The following is a 21,560-nucleotide window of genomic DNA, read 5'->3' as shown; positions in this document are numbered from 1 at the left end:
AATAACACGATTGGGATGGCAATAACGTGAGTGGAATACTGACGCGCTGGCGACAGTTAGGTAGACGCTACTTCTGGCCGCATCTCTTATTAGGGATGGTCGCGGCGAGTTTTGGCTTGCCTGCGCTCGGAAATACCGTTGAGCCGACAACGCCTGCAAAGGCAGCAGCCAGCAGTCACGAGCAACGCGTTAAAGTCAATTTCAGCCAGCTGGCGCTGCTGGAAACGAGCAACCGCCGCCCCAATTTCACCGTCGACTACTGGCATCAACATGCTATTCGCACGGTCATTCGTCATCTTTCCTTCGCAATGGCCCCGCAGGCGCTGCCCGTTGCTGAAGAGCCGTTACCGCTTCAGGCGCACCATTTAGCCTTACTGAACACGCTCAGCGCGATGCTGACCCAGGAAGGTACGCTTTCGGCAAGTGCGCCGCGCGTAACGTATGCCCATTTTACGCCTCAGGCCGTATTCACTGTTCCCGCCTGGATAAGTCAGGCGCAGGGGATCCGCGCCGGCCCTCAACGCCTCAGCTAACAAAAACCAACAAACTTCAACTAATTATTATGACCCCACATCGCGGGGCGTTTGAGATTTTAATATGCTAATCAAATTATTAACGAAAGTATTCGGTAGCCGTAACGATCGTACGTTGCGTCGTATGCGTAAAGCGGTTGCAGTGATCAATGCCATGGAACCGGAGATGGAAAAACTCTCCGATGACGAACTTAAGGCAAAAACCGGTGAATTCCGTGCGCGTCTGGAAAAAGGCCAAAGCGTGGAAAGCCTGATCCCGGAAGCATTTGCCGTCGTACGTGAAGCCAGTAAGCGCGTATTCGGCATGCGTCACTTTGACGTGCAGTTGCTCGGAGGGATGGTCCTTAACGAGCGTTGCATCGCGGAAATGCGTACCGGTGAAGGTAAAACTCTGACCGCAACCCTGCCCGCTTACCTGAACGCGCTGAGCGGCAAAGGCGTTCACGTGGTTACCGTGAACGACTATCTGGCCCAGCGTGACGCCGAAAACAACCGTCCACTGTTCGAATTCCTTGGTATGACCGTCGGTATCAACCTGCCGGGTATGCCTGCGCCAGCCAAGCGCGAAGCTTATGCCGCAGACATTACTTACGGCACCAACAACGAATATGGCTTTGACTACCTGCGTGACAACATGGCGTTCAGCCCTGAAGAGCGCGTACAGCGTAAACTGCACTATGCGCTGGTGGATGAGGTCGACTCCATCCTGATCGACGAAGCACGTACGCCGCTGATCATTTCCGGCCCGGCTGAAGACAGCTCGGAAATGTACAAGAAAGTGAACAAAATCATCCCCTATCTGGTTCGTCAGGAGAAAGAAGACTCCGACAACTTCCAGGGGGAAGGTCACTTCTCTGTGGATGAAAAAGCGCGTCAGGTGAACCTGACTGAACGTGGCCTGGTGCTGATTGAAGAACTGCTGGTGAAAGAAGGCATTATGGATGAGGGTGAGTCACTGTACTCTCCGGGCAACATTATGCTGATGCATCACGTGACCGCTGCACTGCGCGCGCATGCGCTGTTCACTCGCGACGTAGACTACATTGTGAAAGACGGTGAAGTCATCATCGTTGACGAACATACCGGTCGTACCATGCAGGGACGTCGCTGGTCTGATGGTCTGCACCAGGCGGTTGAAGCGAAAGAGGGTGTGGAAATTCAGAACGAGAACCAGACGCTGGCCTCGATCACCTTCCAGAACTACTTCCGTCTGTATGAAAAACTGGCCGGTATGACCGGTACTGCGGATACTGAAGCGTTCGAGTTCAGCTCTATCTATAAACTGGATACCGTGGTGGTGCCGACCAACCGTCCGATGATCCGTAAGGACATGCCGGATCTGGTCTACATGACCGAAGCGGAAAAAATTCAGGCCATCATTGAAGATATTAAAGAACGCACCGCCAATGGTCAGCCGGTGCTGGTGGGGACTATCTCCATCGAGAAATCCGAAGTGGTTTCTAACGAACTGACCAAAGCCGGTATCAAGCATAACGTTCTGAACGCCAAATTCCACGCCAACGAAGCGGCTATCGTCGCGCAAGCGGGCTATCCGGCGGCAGTAACTATCGCCACCAACATGGCCGGTCGTGGTACGGATATCGTGCTGGGTGGTAGCTGGCAGGCAGAAGTGGCTGCGCTGGAAAACCCAACGCCAGAGCAGATCGCACAGATTAAAGCTGACTGGCAGGTTCGTCATGAAGCTGTGCTGGCGTCCGGTGGTCTGCATATCATCGGTACTGAGCGTCATGAGTCTCGTCGTATCGATAACCAGCTACGCGGTCGTTCCGGTCGTCAGGGTGATGCGGGTTCTTCACGTTTCTACCTGTCGATGGAAGATGCGCTGATGCGTATTTTTGCCTCTGACCGCGTGTCCGGCATGATGCGTAAACTGGGGATGAAACCGGGCGAGGCCATTGAGCACCCGTGGGTCACCAAAGCGATTGCCAACGCACAGCGTAAAGTGGAAAGCCGCAACTTCGATATTCGTAAGCAATTGCTGGAATACGATGATGTTGCCAACGATCAGCGTCGTGCGATCTATAGCCAGCGTAACGAACTGCTGGACGTGAGCGATGTTAGCGAAACCATCAACAGCATTCGTGAAGACGTGTTCAAAGCCACTATTGATGCTTACATTCCGCCGCAGTCTCTGGAAGAAATGTGGGATATCCCGGGTCTACAGGAACGCCTGAAAAATGACTTCGATCTGGATATGCCCATTGCTGAATGGCTGGATAAAGAGCCGGAACTGCATGAAGAGACGCTGCGTGAGCGTATTCTGGCGCAGGCCATCGAAGTGTATCAGCGCAAAGAAGAGGTGGTTGGCGCAGAGATGATGCGTCACTTTGAAAAAGGCGTCATGCTGCAAACGCTTGACTCCTTGTGGAAAGAGCACCTGGCGGCGATGGATTACCTGCGTCAGGGGATCCACCTGCGCGGCTATGCGCAGAAAGATCCGAAGCAGGAATATAAGCGTGAGTCCTTCTCGATGTTTGCCTCCATGCTGGAAACACTGAAGTACGAAGTGATCAGCACGCTGAGCAAAGTTCAGGTACGCATGCCGGAAGAAGTCGAGGCGATGGAGCAACAGCGTCGTGAAGAAGCGGAACGCTTAGCGCAGATGCAGCAACTGAGCCATCAGGACGATGACAGCGCCGCAGCGGCCGATCTGGCGGCGCAAACGGGCGAGCGTAAAGTGGGTCGTAACGATCCGTGTCCGTGTGGTTCCGGTAAAAAATACAAACAGTGCCACGGTCGTCTGAGCTAAAATTCTGAATAATAACAATGAGGCGCAGGAAACTGCGCCTTTTTTATGGATACGACAATATGAAAAAACTGAACATCGCCGTCGGGATTATCCGTAATCCGTATAACGAAATCTTTATCACCCAGCGTGCGGCCGATGCGCACATGGCGAACAAACTGGAGTTTCCTGGCGGCAAGATTGAAGCCGGAGAGACGCCGGAGCAGGCACTGAGTCGCGAACTACAGGAAGAGGTGGGAATTACGCCGGTAGGCGCCACGCTTTTTGAGAAACTGGAATATCAGTTTCCCGACAGGCATATCACGCTGTGGTTCTGGCTGGTCGAAAGCTGGAAAGGCGAGCCATGGGGGAAAGAGGGTCAGCCTGGAAAATGGATTGCCGCCGGGGCGTTGCAGGCGGAGGATTTCCCTCCGGCGAATGAACCGATCATTATGAAATTAGTTCAAACCGCCCGGACCTGATAAGACGACTCCGCGATCCGGCAAGTCACGGTGTGGGCGTATTTTGTCCCCCACACCGCCTCTGCTTACTCTTTCGTTTCGCTCCAGTCGTCGCTATCGGATAGATCGCCACTGCTGGCAATGCGTTTCTCTTCAGCGGCCCATTCGCCTAAATCGATCAACTGACAACGTTTGGAACAAAACGGGCGGAATGGACTGACTTCACCCCATACAACCGTCTTGCCGCAGGTTGGGCAGTTTACGGTGATCGTCTCTGACATTTTCACTCCTTAACAGCAGGCCAGTTCGAAATCGAGGCGTTCAGGCACCACGCCATTGTCGCTATCGAGCGGCATAAAACGGATCGCAAAACGGCTTTTGTGGCCGGAAATTTGCGGATAAAGCTGTAAACCCAGCGGCAATTGCAGGCGCAGTAAATCCGCATCTTCCCCGTTATCCTGATAAAACCCGTTCAGACTGGTCTGTTTACGAAACGGTGCCGAATTGCGAATTAAATCAAGGATCAGTGTCAGCGCCTGGTTCAGCGGGTTCAGACTGGCAAGCCAGCTATCGACCTGAGCATCGCGCTGCGCCTGTGGCATATGCAGCCAGATATGCAGCGTCGGTAAATCAAAGCTACAGCAGCCGCCGGGAATGCTCAGACGCTGGCGAACCAGGGCAATCAGCCGGTCCTCACGCAAAAATTGTCCCATGCGGGGCGCGGAAATTAAAATACTGCCGGCCGTTTTTAGCTGCTGGCGCAGTGCATCAATACGGCTTTGGTCTACGCCTGGCACTTCAATCCATGCCTGAAGTTTACGCTGTTGCCGCTCAAGCTCTTTCAGTAATTCTGTACGCACTTCACCACGTTCGAATACGTCCAACAAATCTCCGGCATTACGAAAGAAGTGCAGGGCATCAGAGTGATCTGCGATCGGTAAGCGGGCAGAGAGTTGTTGAATCAAAAATTCAATGCGCAACCACGTGCGCATCTTCTCATTGAGAGGGTGTTCAAAAAGGACCTGGGTGTGCATTACGGTTTTTCCTGTGAGACAAACTGCGACGCAAGCTGGAGATAACGTGCGTGCAGGCGGGCGACATCCGACATGATGGAGTCTGGTGCGCCATTATTATCAATAACATCGTCTGCCACAGCAAGGCGCGCTTCACGCGACGCCTGGGCAGCGAGAATCTGTTCAACATGCGCGCGCGTAACGTCGTCGCGCTGCATAGTCCGGGAAAGCTGCGTCTCGGGGGTGACATCGACCACGAGCACGCGATTTGCCTGGCGATAAAGGCCGTTTTCAACCAGTAATGGCACAACCCAGAGTACATATGCAGACGTCGCCTGCTGAAACTGACGCTGGGTCTCCTGCTGGATGAGCGGATGAAGCAAGGCATTGAGCCAGGCTTTCTCTTGCGGATGGGCAAAGATCCGCTCGCGAAGCAGACGACGGTGAAGCGTGCCGTCCGCGGAAATCAGCTCCGGGCCAAAATGTTCTGCAATCGCATCCAGCGCAGGCTTGCCCGGTTCGACGACCTGGCGGGCAATAATATCTGCGTCAACTATCTGAATTCCGAGGTCAGCAAAGGCATTCGCAACAGTGCTTTTACCACTGCCAATGCCGCCAGTTAAGGCTACTGTATACCTCATAAGCTCAGTTCCCGGGAATTCATTATGGTAATCAATTGGTTGAAAGTTAAACGTACACTGGCGATGATGATTCCGGGCGTGCCCGCCGTTCACCAGGTAAATTTATGGGATTGTAGCGTAAAAAAAGAGAATTTCGCAGTCTTGCGCGGCATTGATTAGTGCGTATGATAGCGTCACTGGAGTTGCGCTCTCATACTAATAGCCCTTAACCCCAGGAATCCGCACATGCGTATTGAAGAAGATCTGAAGTTAGGTTTTAAAGACGTTCTTATCCGCCCTAAGCGTTCTACCCTTAAAAGTCGTTCCGATGTTGAGCTGGAGCGTCAATTCACCTTTAAACACTCAGGTCAGACCTGGTCCGGTGTTCCTGTTATTGCTGCAAACATGGATACCGTCGGGACATTCGAGATGGCAACGGCTCTCGCCTCTTTCGATGTGCTGACCGCCGTTCATAAGCATTACACTGTCGAAGACTGGGCGGCCTTTGTTGGCGCAGCGTCAGCCAATGTGCTCAAGCACGTCATGGTCTCTACCGGTACCTCTGATGCGGATTTCGAAAAGACCAAACAGATTCTGGCGCTGAATCCGGCGCTGAACTTTGTCTGCATCGATGTCGCTAACGGCTACTCTGAACATTTCGTCCAGTTCGTGTCGAAGGCGCGTGAGGCCTGGCCGACCAAAACCATTTGCGCCGGAAACGTGGTGACGGGTGAAATGTGTGAAGAACTGGTTCTGTCTGGCGCGGATATCGTTAAAGTCGGGATTGGTCCGGGTTCCGTCTGCACCACCCGTGTGAAAACCGGCGTCGGTTATCCGCAATTGTCTGCAGTGATCGAATGTGCTGATGCGGCGCATGGCCTGGGTGGGATGATTGTCAGCGATGGTGGTTGCACCATGCCTGGTGATGTGGCGAAAGCCTTCGGCGGCGGCGCGGATTTCGTGATGCTTGGCGGTATGCTGGCAGGTCATGAAGAAAGCGGCGGTAAAGTCATTGAAGAAAACGGCGAAAAATTCATGTTGTTCTATGGCATGAGTTCCGAATCCGCCATGACCCGTCATGTCGGCGGCGTCGCGCAGTATCGTGCAGCGGAAGGTAAAACCGTCAAGCTGCCGCTGCGTGGCCCGGTGGAGAATACCGCGCGTGATATTCTTGGCGGCTTGCGTTCTGCCTGTACTTACGTCGGTGCCTCTCGTCTGAAAGAGCTGACCAAACGTACAACGTTTATCCGGGTTCAGGAACAAGAAAACCGCGTTTTCAATAGCCTGTAACCCTCACCAGGAACTGGCGCTATATTCCGCGCCAGTTCTGCTGTCGACTTCCCTTTGTTATCCCACGCCACTCATCGCATCGCCCAGATGGAAAATCGGTAAATACATCGCCACGACCAGTGTGCCGATGATAAGCCCGGTAATCACCAGCAACGCCGGTTCCAGTAATGCCGCCAGGTTGTCAGCCATTGCCTGAGTATGTTCATCATGATGCCGGGCAAGGTTGTGCAACATGGTATCCAGCGAGCCGGAGGCTTCCCCTGTCCTGACCAGTTGCAGGCACAGCGGGCTAAATTCTTCTGCATTTTTGAGTGCCTGCCAGACGGGAATGCCCGTACTGATATCGTGCTGTACCTGCGCCAGGCGCCGTGCCCAATAGGGGCACTGAATCGTCTCTTTTACGCTCTCAAGCGCGGGTAAAAATGCAATCCCCGCTGTTTGCGTCAGCGCGAGGATGGTAAAGATTTGCGTGAGCTTCTGGCCTCTGATCAACTGTCCCATCACAGGTATGTGGAGTAAGGCTCGCTGGCGCAGAATTTGCCAGGCGGGTTTTCGGCTCAGCAGACGGTTGGCTGCAATCAGCATGACGATTATCAGGGTAATCAGCCCACCCCAGCGTTGGCTCCAGTCGGCAAACGCGATGATCCCCTGGGTGAGTGCAGGCAGCGGCGTGTCAAAGGTTCGGTAAATGGCAGCAAATTCAGGCAGAACAAAGTGGAGCATCGCCAGCACGACCAAAACCGCCATCGTTAATATGATGATGGGGTAACGCAGCGCTTTTTTGACCTTATCGGTTAGCTGCCTTTGCGCCTTCTGCTGTCGGGCGAGTTCAAAGCAGCACTCATCCAGTTTCCCGGTCAGTTCACCGGTGCGTATCATCGCCTGATACAAAGGCGGGAAAACGTCAGGCCATTGTGCCAGCGCGCTGGAGAGTGGCGTACCGTGTTCCAGTTCATGCGCAAGGTTCCCTAGCAGGGCTTGCCACTGCTTGCTGGGTTGCTGTCCGGCCAGCAGCTCCAGCCCTTCGGAGAGTGTTAAACCCGCCTTCAGCAGCGTCGCGAGTTGGTGGATCACTTCCGTACATTTGTCACTGCGCCAGAGCGTACGCTTCACGCGTAGAGATTTTACGCGCAGCAGCGTTATCTGACGCTGTTCCAGTTCCTGCATGAGCAGGAGCCGATTTTCTGCCCACCAGGTTCCCTCTCCGGGCAGGCCATCGCGATTCATCCCCTGCCAGTACCACAGTTGTTTAGTGGTCATTTGGCATGCCCAGAATACGCACCAGTTCCTCAAAGGTTGTCAGTCCTTGATCGACACAGCGACATCCGCTTTCAAAGAGCGTGCTCATTCCCGCCTGTTTCGCATAGGTTTCCAACGCGGCGGCCGAGGCGTCGTTGGCAATCTGATGACGCAGTTCAGCGGTGATTGTAAGCACTTCAAACAACGCCGCACGGCCATAGAATCCGTGATAGCAGTGTTCGCAGCCAACAGCCTGCCAGCGGGGCAGTGGCGTTGGGTACCATGCGGGCGGCAAGCGGATCGGATCGTCGATAAGTCGCCGACAGTGTGGACACAGTTTTCTGACCAACCGTTGTGCCACGACCAGGGTTAACGCGCAAGAGAGCATCCAGCGCGCTACGCCCATTTGCTGCAAACGCACCAGTGCTTCGCAGGTTGAGTTGGTATGCAGCGTGGAAAGCACCAGATGTCCGGTCTGTGCGGCTTTAATGGCAATTTCTGCGGTTTCACCGTCACGGATCTCGCCCACCATGATGACATCTGGATCCTGACGCAACAGCGCACGCAATACGCCCTGAAAGGTCAGCCCGGCACGCGGATGGATCTGCGTCTGATTGATACCGTCGAGGGGAATTTCCACGGGATCTTCAACGCTACACAGGTTCACCTCCGGGGCGTTTCGCGTTTGCAATGCGCTATAAAGGGTTACCGTTTTACCGCTACCCGTGGGGCCGGTGACGAGGATCAGCCCCTGTGGCTGTTGTAAGGCGTGGATGAAGGCAGATAGCTGCGTGTCGTGCATACCCAATGCGGAGACTTCCAGTGCCTGATTCACCTGATGCAGCAACCGCAGCACCACCTTTTCGCCATAACGGCAGGGAAGGGTGGCGATACGAAACGAGACGGCTGCGCCATTCAGCTCAACGGTAAATTGCCCGTCCTGCGGTAGGCGGCGCTCCGCAATGTCCAGATGGCTTAATACTTTCAGACGTGCTGTCAGAGCGATGCCGGTCTCTTTGGCGATATCGGGTAAGCTATGCAGCACGCCATCCACCCGTAACCGAAGACGAACGTGATGTTCTGCAGGTTCTATGTGGATGTCTGAGGCCCGCTTCGCCAGCGCGATCTGTAATGTTTTATCCAGCAAAACCGCAGCACTGGCACCGCTTTCAGGAACCACGGATGGTAGCGTGGGTGAGGACTGATGCTGGTGGTGCTCCATCTGCTGGCGCGTCCAGCAGGCAATCTCAATGCGGCGAGTCGTGGCGAAATGCAGGGCGTCCAGTAGTTCTTGAGAAGGGGCATCTTCGACGGCAATGTGTACCACATCGTTATTGGCTTCAAGGAGTATCCCCTGGTAGCGTAGGCATAGCGCGCTGAGTTGCGTCGTGTTCATTGTGCATCCTTAGTGGCTATCAAAGCGAAAGACGTCTTCGCAGGCCTGTTTTAACGCGCTGTCATTCTGGATGTCGCAGTTACGCGTCCAGCCCGTAATGCCCTCAGCTTTGTCCCACACTGGCGTCATGATGACGCTAAGCCCGTTCAGACTTTCCTGGCCGGTAAGAGAAACCACCCCATTCTCAATGCTCATTTCTGAGACGTAGCGTGTCGTTGTAGCCGATGGAATGCCATTAACTCCTGCGTCGCAGGTATCCGTGCCCCCATGCTCCAGGGCGCAGAGTTCAACGGCGGTTCGGTAGGGGACAAAAGTTTGTAGCATGTCGGTCAGCGCCGCTTTGCGCAGATAGTTTTGATAGGCTGGAATGCCGATGGCGCTGAGGATAGCGATAATGCCGATCACGACCATCAGTTCAATAAGGGTAAATCCGCGTTGTTTGTCCATTTTTCGCTCCTTGAGTGAGTGGAGGTCACTTTGGCAAATGCGAGTGCGGTGGGCGAGCAGCAAAAAATGAATCGGGAAGGTGGGTTCAGAGGAATATTATCGGTTTGCAGTCGTGAGCAAGGGGGTTGCGAGGCATTACGAGGATTTTGTGCCTGGAAGGGGCAAACAGGCCCGATAAGCAGTGCGAGATCGGGCCGTATAATGATTAAACGTTAGCGAAGCGCATGGACAGGTCGAGCGCCCGGAGATGTTTGGTGAGTGCACCCACTGAGATAAAGTCGACGCCGGTTTCGGCAAATTCACGCAGCGTTTCGTCTGTTACGTTGCCTGAAACTTCCAGCTGCGCCTGGCCGTTGGTCCGTTTAACGGCTTCACGCATCTGCGCCGTTTCAAAGTTGTCCAGCATGATAATGTCGGCACCGGCTTTCAGCGCGTCGTCCAGTTCATCCAGATTTTCAACTTCGACTTCCACAGGGACATCCGGGTGTAACCAGAAGGCTTTCTCCACCGCCTGACGCACGGAACCAGAAGCAATAATATGGTTCTCTTTGATCAGGAATGCATCCGAAAGCCCCAGACGATGATTCGCGCCGCCGCCGCAGAGCACGGCGTATTTGAGTGCGGTACGCAGTCCCGGCAGCGTTTTACGCGTGTCCAGCAGTTGGGTTTTTGTGCCCGCCAGGATATCGACGTACTTACGCACTTCGCTGGCGACGCCTGACAGGGTTTGCACAAAGTTCAACGCGGTGCGCTCGCCGGTCAGTAACACGCGAGAGGGGCCGTCCAGCTCAAACAGCGGTTGATTCGCCTTGATGTTGTCGCCGTCATCCACATGCCAACTGATGCTGACATCGTCGCCAGCCAGTTGAATAAAGACCTCTTCGACCCAGCGTTTGCCACAAAAAACGCCGTCTTCACGGGTGATGACCGTGGCATGAGAACGGGCGTTCTCCGGTAACAGTTGAGCCGTAATATCGTTGCTGGCATCCACTTCACCGCCTAAATCTTCACGCAGCGCCTGGGCGACAACGTTTGGGATATCCAGGTTAATACGTTCCAACAGCGCGTCACGTCGGTAGTCAGGGTTATAGCGGCGAGGCGGCATGAGAAAACTCCAAATTGCTAACGAATCATAAGGTAGAAACATGCTACTCTGAAGCGGCTATAAGCACCACTCAAAAGGAGATTCAGCATGTTGTTAGACGAGGGCTGGCTGGCAGAAGCGCGACGCGTTCCTTCTCCGCATTACGATTGCCGCCCGGATGATGAAGTCCCTTCTTTGCTGGTGGTGCACAATATCAGCCTGCCGCCCGGCGAGTTTGGCGGTCCGTGGATTGACGCACTATTCACCGGAACGATTGATCCCACCGCCCATCCTTTTTTTGCCGACATTGCGCATCTTCGCGTTTCCGCCCATTGTCTGATTCGCCGCGATGGCGAAATCGTTCAGTATGTTCCCTTCGATAAACGTGCATGGCATGCCGGTGTGTCGAGCTATCATGGGCGTGAACGCTGCAATGATTTTTCGATTGGCATTGAGCTGGAAGGAACCGATACGCTGGCCTACGCCGATGCTCAGTACCAGCAACTGGCTGCCGTCACGCGTGCATTGATAAAGATTTACCCGGCCATTGCCGAAAACATAACCGGGCACTGCGATATTGCGCCTGAGCGTAAGACCGATCCCGGTCCTGCTTTTGACTGGGCAAGGTTTCGCGCCCTGGTCACCGCCTCGTCAGATAAGGAGATGACATGACGCTGTTTACGACATTACTGGTGCTGCTCGTCGAGCGCTTGTTTAAGCTGGGCGAACACTGGCAGTTAGATCACCGGTTAGAAGCTTTTTTCCGTCGAGTCAAACGCTTCTCGGTGGCGCGTACGCTGGGGATGATGATCATCGCAATGGTGGTCACGTTTCTGTTGCTGCGCGCGCTTGAAGATCTGTTGTTTAATGTGCCGACGATCGTGGTGTGGATTCTGATCGGGCTGTTGTGTATTGGCGCGGGTAAAGTGCGGATGCACTATCACGCCTATCTTAACGCGGCGGCGCGCGATGATGCGCATGCCCGAACGGCGATGGCCAGCGAACTGACGATGATTCATGGCGTTCCGCCGGATTGCAATGAGCGTGAGTTTTTGCGTGAACTGCAAAATGCACTGCTGTGGATTAACTTCCGTTTCTATATCGCCCCGTTATTCTGGCTGATCGTTGGCGGTCCGTGGGGACCGGTACTGCTGGTGGGTTACGCTTTCCTGCGCTCGTGGCAGTCCTGGCTGGCGCGTTATCAGACGCCGCATGAGCGTTTACAGTCAGGTATCGATGGCATTCTTCATATTCTGGACTGGATCCCGGTGCGTCTGGCGGGCGTGGTGTATGCCCTGATCGGGCACGGCGAAAAAGCGCTGCCCGCGTGGTTTGCCTCGCTGGCGGATTTGCACACTTCGCAGTATCAGGTGTTAACGCGCCTTGCGCAGTTCTCGCTGGCACGTGAGCCGCATACTGATAAGGTTGAAACGCCGAAAGCGGCTGTTTCTATGGCGAAAAAAACGTCGTTTGCCTTAGTGGTGGTGATTGCCGTGCTGACGATTTATGGCACGTTGATTTAAACGTGAAAGCAATGCTGGCGCAGAAGGTTACTCAGGATGAGACCCTCACCCAGAACGGGTGAGGGTTTGAGGAATTAATGTGCTTTCGCCGTCTTCGCGGTTTTCTGTTTACACAGATAACCGATGCCCAGGACAACCAGCCATACCGGGATGAGGTAGACCGAAATCGCCATACCCGGGGTCATTAGCATAATCACCAGCACGGCCGCCATGAAGAGCAGGCAAACCCAGTTACCCAACGGGTAGAACAGCGCCGGGAAGCGAGTCTTCACTCCCTGTTGCTGCTTGGCGCGGCGGAATTTGATGTGTGCAAGACTGATCATCGCCCAGTTGATCACCAGTGCGGAGACCACCAGCGCCATCAGCAGACCGAAGGCGGATTCCGGCGCCATGTAGTTGATCAACACGCACAGTGCTGTCACCAGCGCCGAGACGATGATGGTATTCACCGGCACACCGCGTTTGTCGACAGTGAGCAGGATTTTTGGGGCGTTACCCTGTTGCGCCAGACCAAACAGCATGCGGCTGTTACAGTAAACGCAACTGTTGTATACCGACAGCGCCGCCGTCAGAACCACGATATTCAGCGCATTTGCGACGAAAGTATCGCCCAGTTCGTGGAAGATCAGAACAAACGGGCTGGTGTCGGCAGTAACGCGCGTCCACGGCAGCAGGGAAAGCAGAACGGCCAGTGAACCCACATAGAAGATCAAAATACGGTAGATAACCTGATTAGTGGCTTTGGGAATGCTCTGTTCCGGGTTATCGGCTTCAGCGGCGGTGATACCGACCAGCTCAAGCCCGCCGAAAGAGAACATGATAATCGCCATCATCATCACCAGCCCGGTCATACCGTGAGGCAGGAACCCGCCCTGTTCCCACAGGTTACGAACGGTCGCCTGCGGGCCACCGTTGCCGCTGAACAGCAGCCAGCCGCCGAAGATGATCATCGCTACCACGGCGATGACTTTGATGATGGCAAACCAGAACTCCATCTCACCGAACACTTTTACGTTGGTCAGGTTGATGGCGTTGATCGCGATGAAGAAGACGGCTGCTGAAACCCAGGTGGGGATCTCTGGCCACCAGAACTGAATGTACTTGCCGACGGCGGTCAGTTCCGCCATCGCGACCAGCACGTATAGCACCCAATAGTTCCAGCCCGACGCAAAACCTGCAAAACTCCCCCAGTACTTGTAGGCAAAGTGACTGAACGAGCCGGCAACCGGCTCCTCAACCACCATCTCACCCAACTGACGCATAATAAGGAAGGCAATAAAACCCGCTATCGCATAACCCAGAATAATACCGGGGCCTGCGGACTGGATAACGGAGGCGCTTCCCAGGAACAGACCTGTTCCTATCGCGCCGCCCAGCGCGATAAGCTGGATATGGCGGTTCTTAAGGCCGCGCTTTAGCTGCTCGCCGTGCTGCTGACTGTCCATCATGAAACCTCGTGTGTGGTTTACTCTTCAGATTTCAGGCTGCCGCCAAAGACGACCCGAACTATTTGAGTAATTATTATTTGTACTACGCAGTGATGCGTGTAAGTTTGCAATTCCGTCTGTTGTATTATTATGTTTACAGTTGTGATTTTTAAAATGTCGCCGAAACTCTTTTGTCCGGAACAGAATAATGGTATGCGGCAGGGAATGCACCTGCTTTGTGAATGGATGATGACGAGTTGAATAAAAAGAGAGCAGTTGTCCGCCCCTCCACTTATCCCCTGGTAACATCACTGTTAGGTATAAAGTGATTTTTTATGCTTTAAATTCGGGTAATGATGCATCTGAATCGGTTCAACCAGGATTTTTCTTCGTTTCAATAAGGTTAAAACTACCTCGCGAGTGGTAAATTTAACATTTGTGCATAGTTACATGTTTGAAACGTTAATTCTGTGATGTTGTTAAAATGTGCCTGGTTTCCTGATTTCAATCAAAACCTGTATGGACATAAGGTGAATACTTTGTTACTTTAGCGTCACAGATATGAAATTGGTAAGACCAATTGACTTCGGGCAAATGGCTTAAGACAGGACATCATGGCCTACAGCAAAATCCGCCAACCAAAATTATCCGATGTGATTGAGCAACAGCTGGAGTTTTTGATCCTCGAGGGCACACTGCGCCCGGGCGAAAAACTCCCACCGGAACGCGAACTGGCGAAACAGTTCGACGTCTCCCGTCCCTCCTTGCGCGAGGCGATTCAACGTCTCGAAGCGAAGGGATTGCTGCTTCGTCGCCAGGGCGGCGGCACTTTTGTTCAGAGCAGCCTGTGGCAGAGCTTCAGCGATCCACTGGTAGAACTGCTCTCCGACCATCCTGAATCCCAATTTGACCTGCTTGAGACGCGCCATGCGCTGGAAGGCATCGCTGCATATTACGCTGCGCTGCGCAGCACGGATGAAGACAAAACACGCATTCGTGAACTGCACCATGCCATTGAACTGGCGCAAGCGTCGGGCGATCGCGATGCTGAGTCCGATGCGGTCCTTCAGTATCAAATTGCTGTCACCGAAGCGGCACACAATGTGGTTTTACTTCATCTGCTAAGGTGTATGGAACCTATGCTGGCCCAGAACGTTCGTCAGAACTTCGAGTTGCTCTATTCGCGTCGCGAGATGCTTCCGCTGGTGAGTAGTCACCGCACCCGTATTTTCGAAGCGATTATTGCCGGTAAGCCAGAAGAGGCGCGTGAAGCATCACATCGCCACCTGGCGTTTATCGAAGAAATTCTGCTTGACCGCAGCCGTGAGGAAAGCCGTCGTGAACGCGCCTTACGTCGTCTGGAGCAGCGAAAGAATTAGTGATTTTTCTGGTGGTTTGTTAGCCAGAAGATGTTGTAAATCGAGCGCTACTCTAAAGCGCGGCAACTAAACGCAGAACCTGTCTTATTGCGTTCTTTGGCGAGAACTCAATGGGACAGGTTCCAGATAACTCAACGTATTAGATAGATAAGGAATACCCCCATGTCAGAACGTTTCCCAAATGACGTGGATCCGATCGAAACTCGCGACTGGCTACAGGCGATCGAATCGGTCATCCGTGAAGAAGGTGTTGAGCGCGCTCAGTATCTGATCGACCAGCTTCTTTCTGAAGCCCGCAAAGGCGGCGTGAAAGTAGCGGCAGGTACAGGGGCAAGCAATTACATCAACACTATTGCCGTTGAAGATGAGCCGGAATACCCGGGCAATCTGGAGCTGGAGCGTCGTATTCGTTCTGCTATCCGTTGGAACGCCATCATGACCGTACTGCGTGCGTCTAAAAAAGACCTCGAGCTGGGCGGCCACATGGCATCCTTCCAGTCTTCTGCGACGGTGTACGATGTTTGTTTCAACCACTTCTTCCGCGCCCGCAATGAGCAGGATGGCGGCGACCTGGTTTACTTCCAGGGTCACATCTCCCCGGGCATTTACGCCCGTGCTTTCCTGGAAGGCCGTCTGACTGAAGAGCAGATGGACAACTTCCGTCAGGAAGTTCATGGCAATGGCCTGTCTTCCTATCCGCACCCGAAACTGATGCCGGAATTCTGGCAGTTCCCGACCGTTTCTATGGGTCTGGGCCCAATCGGTGCGATCTACCAGGCTAAATTCCTGAAATATCTGGAACACCGCGGCCTGAAAGATACCTCCAAACAGACCGTTTATGCCTTCCTGGGCGACGGTGAAATGGACGAGCCGGAATCCAAAGGGGCGATCACCATCGCGACCCGTGAGAAGCTGGACAACCTGGTCTTCGTCATCAACTGTAACCTGCAGCGTCTGGATGGCCCGGTCACCGGTAACGGCAAAATCGTTAACGAACTGGAAGGCATCTTCGAGGGCGCTGGCTGGAACGTGATTAAAGTGATGTGGGGTGGTCGTTGGGATGAGCTGCTGCGTAAAGATACCAGCGGTAAACTGATCCAACTGATGAACGAAACCGTTGACGGCGACTACCAGACCTTCAAATCCAAAGATGGTGCGTACGTTCGTGAGCACTTCTTCGGCAAATACCCGGAAACCGCAGCACTGGTTGCTGACTGGACTGATGAGCAGATCTGGGCGCTGAACCGTGGTGGTCACGATCCGAAGAAAGTTTATGCGGCACTGAAAAAAGCGCAGGACACCAAAGGCAAAGCAACGGTAATCCTTGCCCATACCATCAAAGGTTATGGCATGGGTGACACCGCCGAAGGTAAAAACATCGCGCACCAGGTTAAGAAAATGAACATGGACGGCGTGCGTCATATCCGCGACCGTTTCAATGTTCCAGTCACTGACGAGCAGGTTGAAAAACTGTCCTACATTACCTTCCCGGAAGGTTCTGAAGAGCACACCTATCTGCACGCGCAGCGTCAGAAACTGCACGGCTACCTGCCGAGCCGCCAGCCGAACTTCACTGAGAAGCTGGAACTGCCAACCCTGGAAGACTTCGGCGCGCTGCTGGAAGAGCAGAACAAAGAAATCTCCACCACTATCGCTTTCGTTCGTGCCCTGAACGTGATGCTGAAGAACAAATCGATCAAAGATCGTCTGGTTCCGATCATTGCCGACGAAGCGCGTACGTTCGGTATGGAAGGTCTGTTCCGTCAGATCGGTATTTACAGCCCGAACGGCCAGCAGTACACCCCGCAGGACCGTGAGCAGGTTGCTTACTATAAAGAAGACGAGAAAGGTCAGATCTTGCAGGAAGGGATCAACGAGCTGGGCGCAGGTTCTTCCTGGCTGGCGGCGGCGACCTCTTACAGCACCAACGACCTGCCGATGATTCCGTTCTACATCTACTACTCCATGTTCGGGTTCCAGCGTATCGGCGACCTGTGCTGGGCAGCAGGTGATCAGCAGGCGCGTGGCTTCCTGATTGGTGGGACGTCCGGTCGTACAACGCTGAACGGCGAAGGTTTGCAGCACGAAGATGGTCACAGCCACATTCAGTCTCTGACTATCCCGAACTGTATCTCTTACGATCCGTCTTACGCGTACGAAGTTGCAGTCATCATGCACGATGGTCTGGAGCGTATGTACGGTGAGAAACAAGAGAACGTTTACTACTACATCACCACGCTGAACGAAAACTACCACATGCCAGCCATGCCGGAAGGTGCTGAGGAAGGTATCCGTAAAGGTATCTACAAACTCGAAACCCTGGAAGGTAGCAAAGGTAAAGTTCAGCTGCTGGGCTCCGGTTCTATCCTGCGTCACGTTCGTGAAGCGGCACAGATTCTGGCGAAAGACTACGGCGTGGGCTCTGATGTGTACAGCGTCACCTCCTTCACTGAACTGGCACGTGATGGTCAGGACTGTGAGCGCTGGAACATGCTGCACCCGCTGGAAACGCCGCGCGTTCCGTACATCGCTCAGGTGATGAACGACGCACCGGCAGTCGCCTCAACGGATTATATGAAACTGTTTGCCGAACAGGTTCGTACTTATGTACCGGCTGATGATTATCGCGTACTGGGTACCGACGGTTTCGGTCGCTCTGACAGCCGTGAAAACCTGCGTCACCACTTCGAAGTGGATGCTTCCTACGTGGTTGTAGCGGCACTGGGCGAACTGGCTAAACGTGGCGAAATCGATAAGAAAGTGGTTGCGGATGCAATTACCAAATTCAACATCGATGCAGAAAAAGTTAACCCGCGTCTGGCGTAAGAGGTAAAAGAATAATGGCTATCGAAATCAAAGTACCGGACATCGGGGCAGATGAAGTTGAAATCACCGAGATTCTGGTCAAAGTGGGCGACAAGGTTGAAGCTGAACAGTCGCTGATCACCGTAGAAGGCGATAAAGCCTCTATGGAAGTCCCGTCTCCGCAGGCTGGCGTTGTTAAAGAGATCAAAGTCTCTGTTGGCGACAAAACCGAGACCGGCGCACTTATCATGATATTCGATTCCGCTGACGGTGCAGCAGCCGCTGCACCTGCTCCGGCAGAAGAGAAGAAAGAAGCGGCTCCGGCAGCGGCCCCCGCAGCTGCGGCCGCGAAAGAAGTACATGTACCGGATATCGGCGGCGACGAAGTTGAAGTCACTGAAATCATGGTTAAAGTGGGCGACACCGTTGCGGCTGAACAGTCACTGATCACCGTTGAAGGCGACAAGGCTTCGATGGAAGTGCCGGCACCGTTCGCGGGCACTGTGAAAGAGATCAAAATCAACACCGGTGACAAAGTGTCCACTGGCTCCCTGATTATGGTCTTCGAAGTGGCGGGGGCTGCACCTGCTGCTGCGCCTGCACAGGCAGCCGCTCCAGCCGCCGCTGCGGCTCCTGCTGCCACTGGCGCGAAAGACGTTAACGTACCGGATATCGGTGGCGACGAAGTTGAAGTCACCGAAGTAATGGTCAAAGTGGGCGACAAAGTGGCCGCTGAGCAGTCACTGATCACCGTTGAAGGCGATAAAGCGTCAATGGAAGTCCCGGCGCCGTTCGCGGGTACCGTAAAAGAAATCAAAATCAGCACCGGCGATAAAGTAAAAACCGGTTCTCTGATTATGGTCTTCGAAGTGGAAGGCGCAGCACCTGCTGCCGCCGCCGCGCCACAGCAGGCAGCAGCACCGGCTCCGGCCGCTGCACCCGTTGCCGCCGCTCCGGCTGCGAAAGCGGAAGGCAAATCTGAGTTTGCTGAAAACGACGCCTATGTTCATGCGACCCCGCTGATTCGCCGTCTGGCGCGCGAGTTCGGCGTGAACCTGGCGAAAGTGAAGGGCACAGGCCGTAAAGGTCGTATCCTGCGTGAAGACGTTCAGACTTACGTGAAAGACGCTATCAAGCGTGCGGAAGCCGCTCCGGCAGCCGCAGCAGGTGGCGGTATTCCGGGCATGCTGCCGTGGCCGAAAGTCGACTTCAGCAAGTTTGGTGAAATCGAAGAAGTGGAACTGGGCCGCATCCAGAAAATCTCTGGTGCTAACCTGAGCCGTAACTGGGTGATGATCCCGCACGTTACGCACTTCGACAAAACCGATATCACCGATCTGGAAGCGTTCCGTAAACAGCAGAACGCCGAAGCTGAGAAGCGTAAACTGGATGTGAAATTCACCCCGGTGGTCTTCATCATGAAAGCGGTTGCTGCGGCGCTTGAGCAGATGCCTCGCTTTAACAGTTCACTGTCTGAAGACGGCCAGCGTTTGACGCTGAAGAAATACATCAACATCGGTGTGGCGGTTGATACGCCAAACGGTCTGGTGGTTCCGGTCTTTAAAGACGTGAACAAGAAGAGCGTTACCGAGTTGTCTCGCGAACTGACGGTGATCTCGAAGAAAGCACGTGACGGTAAGCTGACCGCTGGCGAAATGCAGGGCGGTTGCTTCACCATCTCCAGCATCGGCGGCCTGGGGACAACCCACTTCGCACCGATTGTGAACGCGCCTGAGGTGGCTATCCTCGGTGTGTCCAAGTCGGCGATGGAGCCGGTGTGGAACGGTAAAGAGTTTGTACCGCGTCTGATGATGCCGATCTCTCTGTCCTTCGACCACCGCGTGATTGACGGTGCTGATGGTGCGCGTTTCATTACCATCATCAACAATATGCTGTCTGACATTCGCCGCCTGGTGATGTAAGCAAAAAAGCCGGCCCGACGGCCGGCTTTTTTCTGGTAATCTCATGATGGTTTTGGGGTTATTGGAGCTAAAGATAAATCGTTGCCGTTTTGTTGTTTCAAAATTGTTAACAATTTTGTAAAATACGGACGGATAGAACGACCCGGTGGACGATGGGCGACAAGACCAGGGATCGCCGGAAATAAATTAAGAGGTCATGATGAGTACTGAAATCAAAACTCAGGTCGTGGTACTTGGGGCAGGCCCCGCAGGTTACTCTGCAGCCTTCCGTTGCGCTGATTTAGGTCTGGAAACCGTAATCGTAGAACGTTACAGCACCCTCGGTGGTGTTTGTCTGAACGTCGGCTGTATCCCTTCTAAAGCGCTGCTGCACGTTGCAAAAGTTATCGAAGAAGCCAAAGCGCTGGCTGAACACGGTATCGTCTTTGGCGAGCCGAAAACCGATATCGACAAGATTCGTACCTGGAAAGAAAAAGTAATCACTCAGCTGACCGGTGGTCTGGCGGGTATGGCGAAAGGCCGTAAAGTGAAAGTGGTTACCGGTCTGGGTAAATTCACCGGGGCGAACACCCTGGAAGTGGAAGGTGAGAACGGCAAAACCGTGATCAACTTCGACAACGCGATCATCGCGGCGGGTTCCCGTCCGATCCAGTTGCCGTTCATTCCGCATGAAGATCCGCGCGTATGGGACTCTACCGACGCCCTGGAACTGAAATCCGTACCGAAGCGTCTGCTGGTCATGGGTGGCGGTATCATCGGTCTGGAAATGGGTACCGTGTACCATGCGCTGGGTTCAGAGATTGACGTGGTTGAAATGTTCGACCAGGTTATCCCGGCGGCTGACAAAGACATCGTTAAAGTCTTCACCAAACGCATCGGTAAGAAATTCAACCTGATGCTGGAAACCAAAGTGACTGCCGTTGAAGCGAAAGAAGACGGTATTTACGTTTCCATGGAAGGCAAAAAAGCCCCGGCTGAAGCGCAGCGCTATGATGCCGTGCTGGTGGCTATCGGTCGTGTGCCGAACGGTAAAAACCTCGACGCGGGCAAAGCCGGCGTGGAAGTGGACGACCGTGGCTTTATCCGCGTTGACAAACAACTGCGTACCAACGTGCCGCACATCTTTGCTATCGGCGATATCGTCGGTCAGCCGATGCTGGCGCACAAAGGTGTTCACGAAGGTCACGTTGCCGCTGAAGTTATCGCCGGCATGAAGCACTACTTCGATCCGAAAGTGATCCCATCTATTGCCTACACTGAACCAGAAGTGGCATGGGTGGGTCTGACTGAGAAAGAAGCGAAAGAGAAAGGCATTAGCTTTGAAACTGCCACCTTCCCGTGGGCTGCTTCTGGCCGTGCTATCGCTTCTGACTGCGCAGACGGTATGACCAAACTGATTTTCGACAAAGAAACTCACCGTGTGATCGGTGGGGCGATTGTCGGCACTAACGGCGGCGAGCTGTTAGGTGAGATCGGTCTGGCTATCGAAATGGGCTGTGACGCAGAAGATATCGCGCTGACCATCCACGCGCACCCGACTCTGCACGAGTCCGTTGGCCTGGCGGCAGAAGTGTTCGAAGGGAGCATCACTGACCTGCCGAACGCGAAAGCGAAGAAGAAGAAGTAATCTTCAGTCTTCTGGCAACAAAAAAGCGGCGTAAATGCCGCTTTTTTG

18 protein-coding genes are annotated in these 21,560 nt (G+C 53.9%); 10 read left to right on the top strand and 8 right to left on the bottom strand.

The annotated features are described in order from the left end of the window. The first annotated feature begins 26 nt into the window (after nucleotides 1-26). The 3 genes from secM to mutT all read left to right on the top strand — a co-directional run bounded on the left by secM (nucleotide 27) and on the right by mutT (nucleotide 3,761). Entirely contained in the window at nucleotides 27-533 is a 507-nt protein-coding gene (gene secM / locus I6L53_RS17940; RefSeq protein WP_042323845.1) for a secA translation cis-regulator SecM, read from the top strand. 64 nt (nucleotides 534-597) lie between these two features. Beyond that, on the top strand, nucleotides 598-3,303 hold the full coding sequence (gene secA, locus I6L53_RS17935; RefSeq protein WP_042323842.1) for a preprotein translocase subunit SecA: 2,706 nt from the start codon (nucleotides 598-600) through the stop codon (nucleotides 3,301-3,303). Between the two features lie 59 nt (nucleotides 3,304-3,362). Then, nucleotides 3,363-3,761 carry an 8-oxo-dGTP diphosphatase MutT gene (mutT, locus tag I6L53_RS17930; protein ID WP_042323840.1) on the top strand — a complete coding sequence of 133 codons (399 nt, stop codon included), beginning with the start codon at nucleotides 3,363-3,365 and terminating at the stop codon, nucleotides 3,759-3,761. 65 nt (nucleotides 3,762-3,826) lie between these two features. On the opposite strand, the gene yacG is transcribed toward mutT, so the two are convergent. Genes yacG through coaE form a run of 3 tightly spaced genes read right to left on the bottom strand, consistent with a single transcriptional unit; the run spans nucleotide 3,827 to nucleotide 5,394 of the window. After that, nucleotides 3,827-4,021 (bottom strand): DNA gyrase inhibitor YacG, encoded by a 195-nt coding sequence (gene yacG / locus I6L53_RS17925; protein ID WP_042323837.1) that lies wholly within the window; start codon nucleotides 4,019-4,021, stop codon nucleotides 3,827-3,829. 9 nt (nucleotides 4,022-4,030) lie between these two features. Further along, nucleotides 4,031-4,774, bottom strand: a complete 744-nt coding sequence (gene zapD, locus I6L53_RS17920) for a cell division protein ZapD (protein ID WP_042323835.1) — start codon at nucleotides 4,772-4,774, stop codon at nucleotides 4,031-4,033. After that, nucleotides 4,774-5,394, bottom strand: coding sequence for a dephospho-CoA kinase (gene coaE / locus I6L53_RS17915; RefSeq protein WP_042323834.1), 621 nt, complete (start codon nucleotides 5,392-5,394; stop codon nucleotides 4,774-4,776). Before coaE ends, zapD begins: the two co-directional genes overlap by 1 nt. A gap of 225 nt (nucleotides 5,395-5,619) precedes the next feature. On the opposite strand from coaE, the gene I6L53_RS17910 reads away from it, so the two are divergent. Continuing rightward, complete coding sequence (locus tag I6L53_RS17910) at nucleotides 5,620-6,663, top strand: GMP reductase (protein ID WP_042323831.1); 1,044 nt, start codon at nucleotides 5,620-5,622, stop codon at nucleotides 6,661-6,663. A 57-nt stretch (nucleotides 6,664-6,720) separates the two neighbouring features. Here the strand turns inward: I6L53_RS17910 and hofC are convergent, their stop codons facing one another. From hofC to nadC, 4 genes are all read right to left on the bottom strand, one after another. Then, a complete protein-coding gene (gene hofC / locus I6L53_RS17905; protein ID WP_042323830.1) occupies nucleotides 6,721-7,923 on the bottom strand; it encodes a protein transport protein HofC in 1,203 nt (400 codons plus the stop codon). Beyond that, on the bottom strand, nucleotides 7,913-9,298 hold the full coding sequence (gene gspE, locus I6L53_RS17900; protein WP_042323828.1) for a type II secretion system protein GspE: 1,386 nt from the start codon (nucleotides 9,296-9,298) through the stop codon (nucleotides 7,913-7,915). The genes hofC and gspE overlap by 11 nt, the downstream gene beginning before the upstream one ends. 9 nt (nucleotides 9,299-9,307) lie before the next feature. Continuing rightward, a complete protein-coding gene (ppdD, locus tag I6L53_RS17895) occupies nucleotides 9,308-9,745 on the bottom strand; it encodes a prepilin peptidase-dependent pilin (protein ID WP_042323827.1) in 438 nt (145 codons plus the stop codon). 205 nt (nucleotides 9,746-9,950) lie between these two features. Next, nucleotides 9,951-10,850, bottom strand: a complete 900-nt coding sequence (gene nadC, locus I6L53_RS17890) for a carboxylating nicotinate-nucleotide diphosphorylase (protein ID WP_042323824.1) — start codon at nucleotides 10,848-10,850, stop codon at nucleotides 9,951-9,953. Nucleotides 10,851-10,937: 87 nt separating this feature from the next. On the opposite strand from nadC, the gene ampD reads away from it, so the two are divergent. After that, the gene (gene ampD, locus I6L53_RS17885; protein ID WP_042323822.1) at nucleotides 10,938-11,501 is read left to right on the top strand and encodes a 1,6-anhydro-N-acetylmuramyl-L-alanine amidase AmpD; all 564 of its coding nucleotides are present in this window, start codon (nucleotides 10,938-10,940) and stop codon (nucleotides 11,499-11,501) included. After that, entirely contained in the window at nucleotides 11,498-12,352 is an 855-nt protein-coding gene (gene ampE, locus I6L53_RS17880) for a beta-lactamase regulator AmpE (RefSeq protein WP_042323820.1), read from the top strand. The genes ampD and ampE overlap by 4 nt, the downstream gene beginning before the upstream one ends. Nucleotides 12,353-12,426: 74 nt before the next feature. On the opposite strand, the gene aroP is transcribed toward ampE, so the two are convergent. Beyond that, nucleotides 12,427-13,800 carry an aromatic amino acid transporter AroP gene (aroP, locus tag I6L53_RS17875; RefSeq protein WP_094464847.1) on the bottom strand — a complete coding sequence of 458 codons (1,374 nt, stop codon included), beginning with the start codon at nucleotides 13,798-13,800 and terminating at the stop codon, nucleotides 12,427-12,429. A 593-nt stretch (nucleotides 13,801-14,393) separates the two neighbouring features. Between aroP and pdhR the strand changes: the two genes are divergently transcribed. From pdhR to lpdA, 4 genes are all read left to right on the top strand, one after another. Further along, nucleotides 14,394-15,158, top strand: a complete 765-nt coding sequence (gene pdhR / locus I6L53_RS17870; protein WP_042323815.1) for a pyruvate dehydrogenase complex transcriptional repressor PdhR — start codon at nucleotides 14,394-14,396, stop codon at nucleotides 15,156-15,158. A 162-nt stretch (nucleotides 15,159-15,320) separates the two neighbouring features. Further along, nucleotides 15,321-17,984: a pyruvate dehydrogenase (acetyl-transferring), homodimeric type gene (gene aceE, locus I6L53_RS17865; protein WP_042323813.1), complete on the top strand. Its 2,664-nt coding sequence runs from the start codon at nucleotides 15,321-15,323 to the stop codon at nucleotides 17,982-17,984. A gap of 14 nt (nucleotides 17,985-17,998) precedes the next feature. Further along, complete coding sequence (gene aceF / locus I6L53_RS17860; protein ID WP_042323810.1) at nucleotides 17,999-19,885, top strand: pyruvate dehydrogenase complex dihydrolipoyllysine-residue acetyltransferase; 1,887 nt, start codon at nucleotides 17,999-18,001, stop codon at nucleotides 19,883-19,885. A gap of 199 nt (nucleotides 19,886-20,084) precedes the next feature. Then, complete coding sequence (gene lpdA, locus I6L53_RS17855) at nucleotides 20,085-21,512, top strand: dihydrolipoyl dehydrogenase (protein WP_042323808.1); 1,428 nt, start codon at nucleotides 20,085-20,087, stop codon at nucleotides 21,510-21,512. The last annotated feature ends 48 nt before the right edge of the window (nucleotides 21,513-21,560 follow it).

The organism is Citrobacter farmeri (assembly GCF_019048065.1).
In the GTDB taxonomy this organism is placed as follows: Bacteria; Pseudomonadota; Gammaproteobacteria; order Enterobacterales; family Enterobacteriaceae; genus Citrobacter_A; species Citrobacter_A farmeri.
This window is presented reverse-complemented; position numbering and strand designations above follow the sequence as displayed.